Genomic DNA, 13,608 nt, shown 5'->3' on the forward strand with positions numbered 1-13,608 from the left:
GGATGCCGAATGAGCCGGGAGCAGACCATCCGCGACGTGGCCTACGCCATCTGGGAGGCGGAAGGCAAACCGCAGGGCCGCGACGCCCAGCACTGGCGGATGGCGGAAGAGCGGGTGGCCGCCAGCGGCGGCAATGAGCCTGGCGCCAAGGCGAAGCCGCCGGCCAAGGTTGCCGCGAAGGCCGCGCCCCCCGCCAAGGGCAAGGCCGCAGCCGCCAAGACGAGCGAAACGGCACGAGCCAAGCCTGCTGCGAAGAGTCCAGCCAAGGCCGCCTCGACGCAGGCGAAGCCCGCCCTGTCGAAGAAGTAGGATCGGCATCATCAGGTTTCAGACCGGCCGTCCTTGGACGCGCCGGCTTTTGCCGTCTGGCGGAGCCGAGCCGTCATTCCGAGGCGGTTTCGACGGAGCGGCGTCGAGGACAGACGGCATCGGTCCGGGGCATTCGGGCTGGTCGGCACCAGCCCCGAGTGGATCAGGCCGCCAGCGCCCTCGCATAGACATCCGCGTAGCGATCCGTCGGCCGGCTCCAGTCGAAGCGCTTCGCCATGGCGTGCTGGCGCATCTGCAGGAAGGCCGCCTTGGAGCGGAAGGCGTCGAAGGCGCGTGTCACGGCGGAGGACAGGCCGGCCCCCGTTAGCGAGGAGAACAGGAAGCCCGACTGTCCGTCCTCGATCGTGTCGACCAGCCCGCCGGTGCGGTAGGCAATGGGCAGGGCGCCGGAGCGCTGGGCGTACATCTGGCTCAGCCCGCAGGGCTCGAAGCGCGAGGGCATCAGCAGGAAATCGCTGGCGGCGAAGATGCGCCGCGCTTCCGCGTCGTCGAAGCCGATCCGCGCCGCCACGGCCTGCGGGTGTCGGCGCGCCAGGCGCTCGATGGCGTCCTCCAGCCGAGGTTCTCCCCGGCCCGTCACGACGAGCTGGCCGCCATTGCCGATGATGGTCTCTGCGGCCTCGATCGAGAGGTCGATCCCCTTCTGGTGGACGAGGCGGGAAATGATCGAGAAGAGCGGCCCGCGCGAGGGCGGCAGCTCGAAGCTCTTGCGGATGTCGGCGGCGCTGCGGCGCTTCCACAGGCGGATGCCTCGCGCTGCGTCGGCGACCGGCGACGTCCAGCTGTCGTCGATGCCGTTGACGATGCCGGTCAGGCGGCCCTCGTCCATGCGCAGCCGGAGCAGGCCGTCCAGGCCGCAGCCATGCTCGGCGGTGGTGATCTCGCGGGCGTAGGTCTCGCTGACCGTGGTGACGTGCGAGGCGTAGTAGATTCCGCCCTTGAGGAAGGAGATCTTGCCGTGGAATTCGGCGCCGTTGATCGAGAAGGCGAGGTCGGGGATCCCGAGCGCCGCCATGCGGCTGGGCTGGTAGAGCCCCTGATAGGCGAGGTTGTGGATGGTCAGGATCGAGGGCGTGACGAGCCCCTTCCAGCGCATGTAGCCGGGCGCGAGCGCGGAGGGCCAGTCGTTGACGTGGACGACGTCGGGCTTCCAGTTCGGATCGGCCTCGCCGGCCGCGATCTCGGCCGCGGCCAGGGACAGGCGCGCGAAGCGGATGTCGTTGTCGGGGAAGTCGCCGCCCGAGAAGGGCCCGTATGGCGAGCCCTCGCGATCGTAGAGTTCGTCGCAGAGCACTGCATAGATCGTCAGCCCGTCGGCCGTGCGAAAGCGGCCGAGCGACCAGGGCGGCAGCCCGGCCGTGCGCGGCATCTCGCGGACGATGTCCATGGCGGGGCGCGCGGCGCGCACCTGGCGAAAGCCTGGGAGCAGGACGCGGACGTCGCAAAGCGTGCGCAGCTGTCGCGGCAGGGCGGTTGAGACCTCGCCGAGGCCACCGGCCTTGATGAAATCGCCCATTTCCGAAGTGACGAAGAGCAGCCTGGTCGAGCCGGGGAGCTTGGCCGCGGCGTCGGGCAGGCCGTCCTTGACGACCGGCGCATAGGTCAGCGCATGGCCCGAGGTTGAGGGGCCGTCGGTCCCTGGTTCCTTCAGCGTCTCGGCCATGTCGCGTTCCCCAGGCAGCTGTGATCCTCAACGATTCCGGCGGTGCAAGGTTCCCGGTGCACTGCCAAAATTATATGCAAATTAGAGGCCGGCTTTCGGAACCGCTCCGGCTCGCTCACGTTGACCGGTCTGCGGCAGGTTGGCGACGAAGATGTGACGGCTCGTGGGGCGGCATGATGCCGCCGGCAGCTGTCCGGCCTGATCCGCTCAGGGGATCTCATGTCCGACGGCAAGGCCACCCAATTCGACGTCCAGGCGGGCGACAGCACCGATCTGGGAGCCGTCCATGACGGCGAAGGCACCAATTTCGCGATCTTCTCCGCCCACGCCGACCGTGTCGAACTCTGCCTCTTCGATGAGAGCGGCGAGACCGAGACCGTGCGGATCACGTTGCCGGAGTACACCAACGAGATCTGGCACGGCTATCTCCCGGGGGTGAAGCCTGGGCAGCGCTACGGCTACCGCGTCCATGGCCGCTTCGCGCCGGAGGAGGGTCACCGCTTCAATCCCAACAAGCTGCTGCTCGACCCCTATGCCAGGGAGTATGCGGGCTCGGTCGACTGGAACGACGCCCATTACGGCTATGTGGTCGGCGCCGAGGGCGAGAAGGATCTGACCTTCAGCGAACTCGACAGTGCGCCCTTCATGCCCAAATGCGTCGTCTGCGACTGGCGCGCCGACCCCCATCCGCCGGCGCGGCCCAACATCCCCTGGGACCGGACGGTTTTCTACGAGACCCATGTCCGCGGCTTCACCAAGCTGCATCCGGCGGTGCCGCAGGATTTGCGCGGCACCTTCGACGGCCTCGGCGAGACGGCGATCATCGACTACATCAAGAGCCTCGGCGTCACCGCGGTCGAGCTTCTGCCGGTCCATGCCTATCTCGACGACCACCATCTCGCCGCCAAGAACCTGACCAATTACTGGGGCTACAACACGATCGGCTTCTTCGCGCCGATGCAGCGCTATGAGGGCAAGGCGCGGCTCTCCTCCTTCCGCGACATGGTGCGCAAGTTCCATGATGCCGGGCTCGAGGTCATCCTCGACGTGGTCTACAACCACACCGCCGAAGGCAACGAGATGGGGCCGACGCTCTCCTTCAAGGGCATCGACAACTTCGCCTATTACCGGACGATGCCGGACGAGCCGCGCTTCTACATCAACGACACCGGCACCGGGAACACCGTCAACACCAGCCATCCGCGCGTGCTGCAGATGATCCTCGATTCGCTGCGCTACTGGGTCGAGGTCATGGAGGTGGACGGCTTCCGCTTCGATCTCGGCACTATCCTCGGACGCGAGCCGCACGGCTTCGACCAGCGCGGCGGCTTCTTCGACGCGATCGGCCAGGACCCGGTGCTGCGCAAGGTGAAGCTCGTCGGCGAGCCCTGGGACATCGGGCCCGGCGGCTATCAGGTCGGCGGCTTCCCGCCCGGCTGGGGCGAGTGGAACGACAAGTATCGCGACACCACCCGCGCCTACTGGGTGGGTGAGCCCGGCATCGTGCGCGACCTCGCCGCGCGGGTCACCGGCTCGGGCGACATCTACGACCTGCGGGGGCGGCGGCCCTGGGCCGGCGTCAACTTCCTCACCGCCCATGACGGCTTCACGCTGGCCGATCTCGTCTCCTACAACGAGAAGCACAACCAGGCGAATGGCGAGGACAACAAGGACGGCCACGGCCACAACCTGTCCTTCAATTTCGGGGTCGAGGGGCCGACGCAGGACAAGGGCATTCTCGCGGCCCGCGAGCGCCAGAAGCGCAACCTGCTGGCGACGCTGCTGCTCTCGCATGGCACGCCGATGCTGCTGGCGGGCGACGAGCACGGCCATTCCAACCGCGGCAACAACAACGTCTACTGCCAGGACAACGAGATCGCCTGGATGCGCTGGGAAGAACTGACCGAGCGCGACCACGCCTTGACCCGCTTCGTCCAGCGCGTGACGCAACTGCGGGCGGAGCACCCGATCTTCCGGCGCGCCTCCTTCCGCGACGGCTGCCTGCTGCGCTGGGTCAATCCGGCCGGCGGCGACCAGCAGGAAGAGCACTGGGACGATGAGGGCCTGCGCGCCATCGGGCTCCTGATGCACATGCCCGATGTCGAGCAGGGCGGCGACGAAGCCCTGATTCTTTTCAATGCCTTCGACGGCGACGTTCCCTTCAAGATTCCGCCGCGGGTGAAAAAGGGATCGTGGTCGGTGGTGCTCGACACCGACACGGGGCCGGGGTCCGACGAGGGCCGCAAGGGGCTCAAGGCGGATGCGGAACTGACCCTGTCGCCACGCTCGCTGATCGTGCTGATGTGAGCGATTGCGAGTAGCTGCATCTGTAGCTACAATTGTCCATGGGCTTCCAATGGGACGAGGCGAAGAGCAAGGCCAATGAGGCCAAGCACGGGCTCTCGTTCCTGCAGGCGGCGCAGATCTTTCGCGGGTTCGTCGTCCTCACCGTCGATCAGCGGCGCGAATACGGGGAAATCCGGCAGCGGGCGCTGGGCCTGTATGATGGTGAAATCCTGTGCGTCGTCCTGACGGATCGGGGCGACGACATCCGCATCATCTCGGCGTGGAAGGCAGGCCAACGTGAACGACAGCGATACGAACAGGCCCGAGAAGCTCGTGCGTTACGAGAGCCTTGACGATCTGCCTGAGGCTCCGCGCCTGTCCGCGGAGTTGAAGGCCATGACCGACGAGGAGATCGCGCGCCGGGCTGCCGAAGATCCCGATGCGGGCCTTGTTCCGCCTGGCTTCTGGGACGACGCCGAGATCGTCGAGCCGGAAGGGACGGAGCAGATCACGCTGCGGCTGCCGCGGCGGGTGCTCAGCCATTTCCGGGCGACCGGCAAGGGCTATCAGAGCCGGATCAGCGCCGTGCTGGCGAGCTATGTCGATGCGCGCCGGAAGACCGGCTGAAGGCTTATCGCGCTCTCAGGATCGCCTGCCGAAGAGACTGACGCTGCGGGCGGGCAGGACCCCTTCGCCGTCCTCGGCTGCCGAGCAGAGCAGTCGCTGCCACGGCTGAGGCAAGCCGTTGGGCAAGGCGATAGCGACATCGGCCCGGCTGCGATTGATGGCGATCAGCAGGGATTCACCAACACCGTTCAACATCAGGCAAAGCGTGTCCAGCCGGCCCCATTCGTCGTCGGCGATCGGCGTCCCGTCGGGTTTCAGCCAGCGGGCATCGGGAGGCTCGCCGGTTCCGGTCAGGAAGGTCGAAGCGGACAGGAACGGGTGCTCCGCCCGCAATGCCGACAGCTCTGCCACGAAAGCGGCGAGGTCGTGATTCGCCCCCTCCCAGTCGAGCCAGAAGGCCGCGTTGTCCTGGCAGTAGGCGTTGTTGTTGCCGTGTTGCGTCCGGCCCAGTTCGTCGCCGGCGGTCAGCATCGGCACCCCGCGCGACAGGAACAAGGTCGCCAGCAAGGCGCGGCTGTCGCGCAAGCGCGCGGCCAGGATCGCCGCGTCGTCAGTCGGCCCCTCGATGCCGTTGTTCCAGCTGTGGTTCTGGTTCTCGCCGTCGCGGTTGTCCTCGCCATTGGCCTCGTTGTGCTTGGCCTCGTAGGCGACGAGATCGGCCGAAGTGAAGCCGTCATGGGCGGCGATGAAGTTGATGCTCGCCTGCGGCCCGCGATGGGTCGGCGCATAGAGATCGGCCGAGCCGGCCAGCCGCGTCGCCAGCGCCCCCGCCAGGGCGGGATCGCCGCGCCAGAAGCGGCGGACATCGTCGCGGTAGCGGCCGTTCCATTCGGCGAAGGGGGCGGGAAATTCGCCGAGACGATAGCCGCCCGGCCCCATGTCCCAGGGCTCGGCGATCAGGATGGCGCGCGACAGGTCGGGGTCCTGCCCGATCGCTGCGAAGAGCGGCGCATCCAGCGAGTAGCCCGTATCCGAGCGGCCCATCACCGTGCCGAGATCGAAGCGGAAGCCGGCGACACCGAGGCGGCGCCAATGCCGCAGCGCGTCCATCGCCATGCGGACGACCGGCGCCCGGTCGAGCGCCAGCGTATGGCCGCAGCCGGTGTCGTTGATCAGCCGGCCGGGATCGTCGGTGGCGTGGCGGTAGTAGACGGCGTTGTCGAGTCCGCGCAGGCAGATGGTGGCGCCGAATTCGTCGCTCTCGGCGGTGTGGTTCAGGACGATGTCGAGGATGATGCCGATGCCGGCCTGGGCATAGGTTGCGCAAAGACGGGCGAAATCGGCCTCGCCGCCCGGTGCGAGCCGCGGGTCGAGCGCGACAAAATTGACGGGGTTGTAGCCCCAGGCATTGGCGAGGCCGAGCGGCGGCAAATGGCGCTCGTCCATCCAGGCCGCGACCGGCATCAGCTCGACATGGCTGACGCCGAGGCCGCGGATGTGGTCGATCACGGCGGGCTCGCGGAGCGCGGCCAGCGTGCCCCTGATGCGTTCCGGCACCGCCGGGTGGCGCATCGTGAAGGACTTCACCGCGAGTTCGTAGATGAAGGCGGGAGCCCGGTCCGGCGCTCCCGCTGCGACAGGCTGTGCGCCGCCGACGATGCCGCGCGGCACGAGATCGGCGGTGTCGGTGCCGCGCTCAGCCAGCCTTGGATCCCAGCGGAAGGGCCGGTCGATCCGCGTCGCATAGGGGTCGACCAGCAGTTTCGAGGGATCGAAGCGGTGGCCGTTTTCGGGCTGCCAGGGGCCTTCGACGCGCAGGCCGTAGCGCAGCCCTGCCGTCACGCCAAGCAACCCGCCGTGATGAATGTCGCCGCTGCGGCAGGGCAGGGGCAGGCGGGCGACCTCGCCCTCGCCAGCCTCGTCGAAGAGGCAGAGGTCGATGCGCTCGGCATGGCGGGAGAAGACAGCGACGGTGATGCCGTGCTCGCCCGCGACCGCGCCGAGGCGCGCGGGCAGCGGGCAGGCAACCAGAGCTGGCATCGGCACCAGCCTCAGCCTCCGGCCGCGGTGTCCGGCGCGGTCGGGATGTTCCAGATCCGCTGGGCATATTCGCCAATCGCGCGGTCGGCGCTGAACCAGCCGCAATGGGCGGTGTTGGTCACCGACATGCGCCACCACTGGTCCTGATCGGCCCAGAGTGAATCGATGCGGCGCTGCGCCTGGCGGTAGCTCTCGAAATCGTTGAGCACCATGAACCAGTCATTGGCGCGCAGGCCCTCGACGAGGCCGAGATAGCGGTCGCGCTCGCGCGGCGAATAGGCTCCTGACGCCACCGCATCGAGCACGCCTTCGAGATGGGGCGTGGCGGCGATGACCTCGCTCGTCGGGCGGGGATTGCGCTTGGCGGCCTCGACCTCCTCGGCCGTCATGCCGAAGATGACGATGTTGTCGGCACCGACGCGCTCGCCGATCTCGATGTTGGCGCCGTCGAGCGTGCCGATGGTGATCGCGCCATTGAGGGCGAACTTCATGTTGCCGGTGCCCGACGCTTCCATGCCGGCGGTCGAGATCTGCTCGGAGACGTCGGCGGCCGGGATAATCAGCTCGGCGGCGCTGACATTGTAGTTCGGCAGGAAGACCACCTTGAGCCGGTCACGGGTGGTGATGTCGTTGTTCACGACGACGGCGACGTCGTTGATCAGGTTGATGATCGACTTGGCGGTGCCGTAGTTGGAAGCGGCCTTTCCGGCGAAGATCTTCACCCGGGGCGCCCAGTCGCGATAGGGCTCGGAGCGGATCGCGTCGTAGAGCGCGATCGTCTCGAGGATGTTGAGCAACTGGCGCTTGTATTCGTGGATGCGCTTGATCTGGACGTCGAAGAGCGCATCGGGATCGACCGTCACACCGGTCTCCTGCCGGATGATCTTCGCCAGCTTCAGCTTGTTCTCGCGCCGGATCGCGGCGAGGCGCTGGTGCAACGCAGCGTCGCCGGTGTGGGCGGCGAGGCGGTGGATATTCCCGATCTGGTCGGTCAGATCGTCGCCGCAGACCTCCTGCAGCAGCCTGGTCAGGCCGGGATTGGCGCCGAAGAGCCAGCGCCGTGGCGTGATGCCATTGGTGACGTTGGTGATGCGCCCGGGGAAGATCGCGTTCAGCGGCGCGAAGACGGTCTGCTCCATCAGCTTGGAATGCAGGGCCGAGACGCCGTTGACGGTGTGCGAGCCGACGAAGGCGAGATGAGCCATGCGCACCCGCCGGCCATGATGCTCGTCGATCAGCGAGATCGCCGAGAGGTCGACGCTCTCGCCGCCGCTGGAGCGCCGGACCTCCTCGAGGAAGCGGGCATTGATGCCGAAGATGATCTGCATGTGGCGCGGCAGAACCCGCTCCATCAGCGCCACCGGCCAGGTCTCCAGCGCCTCGGGCAGGAGCGTGTGGTTGGTGTAGGAGATGGTGGCGCAGGTGATCGTCCAGGCCTCTTCCCAGGGCAGACCATGCTCGTCGACGAGCAGGCGCATCAGTTCGGGGACGGCGAGGGAGGGGTGGGTGTCGTTGAGCTGGATCGCGACCTTGTCGGCGAGATCGTCGAGCTTCCCGAACTGGCGGTAATGCCGGCGCACCAGATCCTGCAGCGAGGCTGAGGTGAAGAAGAACTCCTGCCGCAGCCGCAATTCCTGCCCCGCCGGCGTGGAATCATTGGGGTAGAGCACCTTGGAGATCGCCTCGGCGCGGTTGCGCTCGGCGACCGCGCCGACGATGTCGCCCTGGTTGAAGGCGTCGAGCGAGAGCGGGTGCATGGCGCGCGCGCGCCAGAGCCGCAGCGTCGTCGCGTCCCGGCCGCGCCAGCCGACGACCGGTGTATCATAGGCGACGGCGAAGACAGTTTCCTCCGGCTCCCAGAACACTTCGCCGGGCTTCTGCGTTGCCGTCAGCGAGCCGCCGAAGCCGATCTTGTAGGAGGCCTCGCGGCGCTCGAATTCCCAGGGGTTGCGGAAGGAGAGCCAATCCTCGGGCACCTCGATCTGCTTGCCGCCGTCGATGCGCTGCTTGAACAGGCCATGGTCGTAGCGGATGCCGTAGCCCAGCGCCGGGACGCCGGTCGAGGCCATGGCCTCGAGATAGCAGGCCGCGAGGCGGCCGAGGCCGCCATTGCCGAGCGCCGCGTCGGGCTCGATCATCTCGATGGCCGACAGATCGACACCGAGCTCTGCCATCGCCTGCGCCATCGCCCCGGTGAGGCCGAGATTGTTGAGCGCATCGCCGAGCGAGCGGCCGATCAGGAACTCCAGCGAGAGATAATAGACGCGCTTGCGTCCGGTCTCGTAGCTCTCGCGCGTCGAACGGTGCCAGACATCGACGATCTGGTCCCGCGCCGCCAGGATTCCGGCGGTCAGCCAGTCATGCGGCTGTGCGACGGAGGCGTTCTTGCCGAGCGAGTAGGTGAGCTTCCTGAGAATCTCGGCCTTGAGGGCCTCGACCCGCCCGTCAGCGTCGGCAGGGCGGGTGGCGGTGGAGGCGGTCTCGGTCAAGCGCTGATATCCCTGCTGTTGGACTGAAGGGACTTTCGGAGCAAGCCCCCCTCAAGTCCAGACGAAACTGTTGCAGCGCATCATGACGTGCTCGCCCTCACGGGCGGATGGGGGCGGGCTCCTCCCGGGTTTCCTGGCCCAGCTGTTTGGCGCTGGTCACGGCGGAGTCGGTCAGGCCGACGACGCTCGCCCAGGCGCTGCGGGTGTAGCTGCCCTGATGGGCGATGGCATCGTAGCCGATCAGGATGACGGCGACGAGAAGCAGGATCCGGAACATCAGGGACTCCTTGGAATGAGGTGCCGCCCCAACGCGCAGTCTCAGCGCTTGTTCCGAAGGCGGCCCGCGACGATCGGTCTCTGGCATCGCGTCGAACGTCGCTCTATCTAGAACGAAGAGTGAACAAAGAGGCTTGGGCGTGGCACAGCTGACGGTGATGGAGAAGCTCGAGATCCTGAGCGACGCGGCGAAATACGACGCCTCCTGCGCCTCCAGCAGCACGACGAAGCGCAACTCGCTGAAAGGTGGGCTCGGCTCGACCACGGGGTCGGGCATCTGCCATTCCTACGCGCCGGACGGCCGCTGCATCTCGCTTCTGAAGATCCTGCTGACCAATTACTGCAGCTATGATTGCGCCTTCTGCATCAACCGCTCGTCGAGCAATGTCCGGCGCGCGCGCTTCACGGTGGAGGAGGTCGTCGACCTCACGCTGAACTTCTACAAGCGCAACTATATCGAGGGGCTGTTCCTCTCCTCGGGCATCATCCGTTCGCCGGACTACACGATGGGCGAACTCGTGCGGGTCGCCCAGACGCTGCGCGAGGTCCATGGCTTTCGCGGCTATATCCATCTCAAGCTCATTCCCAGCGCCAATGCCGATCTCGTGGCGCAGGCCGGGCTCTATGCCGACCGCGTCTCGATCAATGTCGAATTGCCCACCGAGGTGTCGCTGGAGCGCTTCGCTCCCGAGAAGCGGCCGCGCGAGATCAGTGCCGCCATGGGCGGCCTGAAGCTCAGGATCGACGAAGGCAAGGCGGAGCGCGCGAAGTCGCGGCGTGCGCCGGCCTTCTCCCCGGCCGGGCAGAGCACGCAGATGATCGTCGGCGCCGACGGCGCGAGCGATGCCACGATCCTGCAGCGCAGCGCCCAGCTTTACGGCTCGTTCGGGCTGCGACGGGTCTATTACTCCGCCTTCAGCCCGATCCCCGACGCCAGCCGCCAGTTGCCGCTGTCGGAGCCGCCGTTGCTGCGCGAGCACCGGCTCTACCAGGCCGACTGGCTGACGCGGTTCTACGGCTTCGAGGTCGGCGAAATCCTCGACGACGGCGCGGGCGGGATGCTCGATCTCGCCATCGACCCCAAGCTCGCCTGGGCGCTGCGGCACCGCGCGCGCTTTCCGGTGGACGTCAACCGGGCCGACCGCGAGACCCTGCTGCGCGTGCCCGGGCTCGGTACCAAGAGCGTGGGGCGCATTCTGGAGACGCGGCGATTCCGGCGGCTACGCCTGGAGGATGTTGGCAAGATCGCGCGCTCGATGACGACCCTGCGCCATTTCATCGTCGCCGAGGGCTGGCGGCCGGGCGCCGTGCTCGACAGCGAGCGGCTGAAGCAGCATCTGGCGCCCAAGCCCCAGCAGCTCGCGCTGTTGTGAGGCCCGCCATGGCGCAGGCCGGCATTCTGGCGCGTATCGACCACCCGGCCGATTTCGACGGCTGGCGGCGACAGGCGCGTGCTCTGGCTATGGCGGATGTCGCGCCGGCGCAGATCGACTGGCAGGTCGGGGCCGACGCCTCCGGGCTCTTTTCTGGGTTGGCCGAGCCGCCGCCGGTGACGGCGAACGGGGCGGAGCTGCGCGTGCCGCGGGAGTTCGTCGAGTTGGCGCAGGCGGTCGTCTGCCACCGCGACGGCGGCCGCTTCGATCTGCTCTACCGGCTGCTGCTGCGGCTCCAGCGCGAGCCGACATTGCTGCATGTCGTCACCGACGACGAGGTCCATCGCACCCGGGCGATGGCCAAGTCGGTGCGGCGGGACCTGCACAAGATGACTGCCTTCGTCCGTTTCCGCGAGGTCGTCGGCCCCGATGGCGGGGAGGCCTTTGTCGCCTGGTTCGAGCCGGAGCACCATATCGTCGAGCGGGTCTCGCGCTTCTTCGTCGAACGCTTCGCGGCGATGCGCTGGTCGATCCTGACGCCGCTGCGCTCGCTCCACTGGGATGGCGCGACGCTGCATCTGGGGGAGGGCGCCTCGCGCGCTGACGCGCCCGATGATGACGCGATGGAGACCTACTGGCGGACCTATTACGCCAACATCTTCAATCCCGCCCGCCTCAAGATCAAAGCCATGAAGGCGGAGATGCCGGAGAAATACTGGCGGAACCTCCCCGAGGCCGAACTCATCGCGCCGCTGATCGCGCAGGCCGGTCGGCGCGCGGAGGAGATGGTGGAGAAGGCCCCGACCCTGCCCCCGGAGCGGCATCTGCGGCAGATGCAACGCCTTCGGGATGCCACGCCGGGCTCGACCGAGGCACCCGCCTCCTGGGAGCAGGCGCGGCAAGCTGCGAAGGATTGTTCGCGCTGCGGGCTTTGCCAGCATGCGACGCAGACCGTGTTCGGCGAGGGGCCGCTGGCGGCGCCGGTGATGTTCGTCGGCGAGCAGCCGGGCGATCAGGAGGATCTGGCGGGGACGCCCTTCGTGGGCCCCGCCGGCCAGGTCTTCGACCGTGTGATGGGGGAGGCCGGGCTCGACCGCAGCCGCGCCTATGTCACCAATGCGGTGAAGCACTTCAAATTCACGGTGCGCGGCAAACGGCGCATCCATGAGCGGCCCAATGCCGGGGAGATCGCGGCCTGCCGCTTCTGGCTCGGACTGGAGCGGGACTACGTGAAGCCGCGGCTCGTCGTGGCGCTGGGCGCAACTGCTCTGCACGCCCTGACCGGGCATAGCGGCTCGCTCGCCTCGATGCGCGAGCGCGATCTCGTGCTGGAGGACGGCACGGCGCTGCTGGCGACCGTCCACCCCTCCTATCTGCTGCGCCTGCCAGATGAGGAGGCGCGCGAGCGCGAGACGGCCCGCTTCCGCGCCGATCTGGGCCGCGTGGGGTTGCTCGTGCCGGAGATGAGGGCGGCTTAGGCGGTCGGAGCGACGTCGGGCATCCGCTGCGAATTTCCGCGAGTCATCCCGGGTCTCCCTGCGGTCGCCCGGGATGACGGCGTGGGGACACTGACGCGTCCGAGCGTCAGTCGCTTGAGCGATTGACCCGGTGCTCCTCCCGGTGTCCCCTCAGCGGAAACGAGACGAGGATCGAATGGGCGAGGATCTGAAGGGCAAGCGTGTCTTGGTGACCGGCGCCTCGTCGGGGCTGGGCGCGCATTTCGTGCGGCTTCTGGCCGGGCAGGGCGCGCAGGTCGTCGCAGCAGCGCGCCGGGTCGAGCGGCTGGAGGAACTGGCGGCGGACTGCGCGGCGCTGCCGGGACAGGTGATGCCGCTCGTCCTCGACGTCGCCTCGGTGCCGTCGATCCAGGCGGGTGTGGCGGAGGCGGCGCGGCTGCTCGGCGGGCTCGACGTGCTCATCAACAATGCCGGCATTGGCGAGACGGAAGCCGCGATCTCAGTCACCGAGGCGCAATGGGATGCGCAGCTCGACGTCAACCTGAAGGGCTGCTTCTTCGCGGCCCAGGCGGCGGCGCAGGTCATGATGAAGCAGCCGGGCGGCGGCGCGATCGTCAACATCGCCTCGATCCTGGGCGAGCGGGTGATGACTCGCGTCGTGCCCTATGCCGTCTCCAAGGCCGGGCTGATCCAGATGACCAAGGGACTGGCGCTGGAATGGGCGCGCCACGGCATCCGGGTGAACGCGCTGGCGCCGGGCTACATCGTCACCGACATCAACCGCGAGTTCTTCGACAGCGAGGCCGGGCAGGTGCTAACCAAGCGCATCCCCACCCGTCGCATCGGCGACCCCGCCGATCTCGATGGGCCGCTGCTGCTGCTCTGTTCTGAGGCGGGGCGCCACATGACCGGGGCGGTGGTCGCCGTCGATGGTGGGCATCTGGTGAGCGGGTTGTAGAGGGCGCGTTGAGATGCCCCACGCTCATCGTCATCCCGGGCGCAGCGAAGCGAAGACCCGGGATCCATGCCTGACCATTTCCGGATAGGCTCAGGAATGGATCCCGGATCGGCGCGGCTTCGCCGCTGGTCCGGGATGACCACGCGCTCTCATTCAGACCGCTCAAGGG

General features: G+C 67.7%; 11 protein-coding genes. 7 read left to right on the forward strand and 4 right to left on the reverse strand.

The features are described from left to right. Positions 1-9: 9 nt before the first annotated feature. On the forward strand, positions 10-309 hold the full coding sequence (locus SJY11_RS11345; protein ID WP_376986708.1) for a DUF2934 domain-containing protein: 300 nt from the start codon (positions 10-12) through the stop codon (positions 307-309). A gap of 163 nt (positions 310-472) precedes the next feature. Here SJY11_RS11345 and glgA read toward each other — a convergent pair whose 3' ends face one another. Further along, positions 473-1,993 carry a glycogen synthase GlgA gene (gene glgA / locus SJY11_RS11350; RefSeq protein ID WP_376986709.1) on the reverse strand — a complete coding sequence of 507 codons (1,521 nt, stop codon included), beginning with the start codon at positions 1,991-1,993 and terminating at the stop codon, positions 473-475. 219 nt (positions 1,994-2,212) lie between these two features. Here glgA and glgX (SJY11_RS11355) point away from each other — a divergent pair, with 219 nt between their 5' ends. The 3 genes from glgX (SJY11_RS11355) to SJY11_RS11365 are packed head-to-tail and all read left to right on the forward strand — an operon-like array spanning position 2,213 to position 4,906. After that, positions 2,213-4,300, forward strand: coding sequence for a glycogen debranching protein GlgX (gene glgX / locus SJY11_RS11355; RefSeq protein ID WP_376986711.1), 2,088 nt, complete (start codon positions 2,213-2,215; stop codon positions 4,298-4,300). A gap of 38 nt (positions 4,301-4,338) precedes the next feature. Then, positions 4,339-4,632, forward strand: coding sequence for a BrnT family toxin (locus SJY11_RS11360; RefSeq protein ID WP_376986712.1), 294 nt, complete (start codon positions 4,339-4,341; stop codon positions 4,630-4,632). Positions 4,633-4,675: 43 nt separating this feature from the next. Further along, positions 4,676-4,906 carry a BrnA antitoxin family protein gene (locus SJY11_RS11365; RefSeq protein WP_376986713.1) on the forward strand — a complete coding sequence of 77 codons (231 nt, stop codon included), beginning with the start codon at positions 4,676-4,678 and terminating at the stop codon, positions 4,904-4,906. A 15-nt stretch (positions 4,907-4,921) separates the two neighbouring features. On the opposite strand, the gene glgX (SJY11_RS11370) is transcribed toward SJY11_RS11365, so the two are convergent. From glgX (SJY11_RS11370) to SJY11_RS11380, 3 genes are all read right to left on the reverse strand, one after another. Further along, a complete protein-coding gene (glgX, locus tag SJY11_RS11370; protein ID WP_376986714.1) occupies positions 4,922-6,886 on the reverse strand; it encodes a glycogen debranching protein GlgX in 1,965 nt (654 codons plus the stop codon). Between the two features lie 11 nt (positions 6,887-6,897). After that, entirely contained in the window at positions 6,898-9,375 is a 2,478-nt protein-coding gene (locus SJY11_RS11375; protein WP_376986715.1) for a glycogen/starch/alpha-glucan phosphorylase, read from the reverse strand. Positions 9,376-9,472: 97 nt separating this feature from the next. Continuing rightward, positions 9,473-9,652 carry a hypothetical protein gene (locus tag SJY11_RS11380; RefSeq protein WP_376986717.1) on the reverse strand — a complete coding sequence of 60 codons (180 nt, stop codon included), beginning with the start codon at positions 9,650-9,652 and terminating at the stop codon, positions 9,473-9,475. 157 nt (positions 9,653-9,809) lie between these two features. On the opposite strand from SJY11_RS11380, the gene SJY11_RS11385 reads away from it, so the two are divergent. The 3 genes from SJY11_RS11385 (at position 9,810) to SJY11_RS11395 (ending at position 13,439) form a co-directional block, all read left to right on the forward strand. Next, a complete protein-coding gene (locus SJY11_RS11385; protein WP_376989306.1) occupies positions 9,810-11,024 on the forward strand; it encodes a putative DNA modification/repair radical SAM protein in 1,215 nt (404 codons plus the stop codon). Between the two features lie 8 nt (positions 11,025-11,032). After that, the gene (locus SJY11_RS11390) at positions 11,033-12,502 is read left to right on the forward strand and encodes a UdgX family uracil-DNA binding protein (protein WP_376986719.1); all 1,470 of its coding nucleotides are present in this window, start codon (positions 11,033-11,035) and stop codon (positions 12,500-12,502) included. Between the two features lie 175 nt (positions 12,503-12,677). Beyond that, complete coding sequence (locus tag SJY11_RS11395) at positions 12,678-13,439, forward strand: SDR family NAD(P)-dependent oxidoreductase (protein ID WP_376986722.1); 762 nt, start codon at positions 12,678-12,680, stop codon at positions 13,437-13,439. The last annotated feature ends 169 nt before the right edge of the window (positions 13,440-13,608 follow it).

The organism is Allobosea sp. R86505 (assembly GCF_042466375.1).
In the GTDB taxonomy this organism is placed as follows: domain Bacteria; phylum Pseudomonadota; class Alphaproteobacteria; order Rhizobiales; family Beijerinckiaceae; genus Allobosea.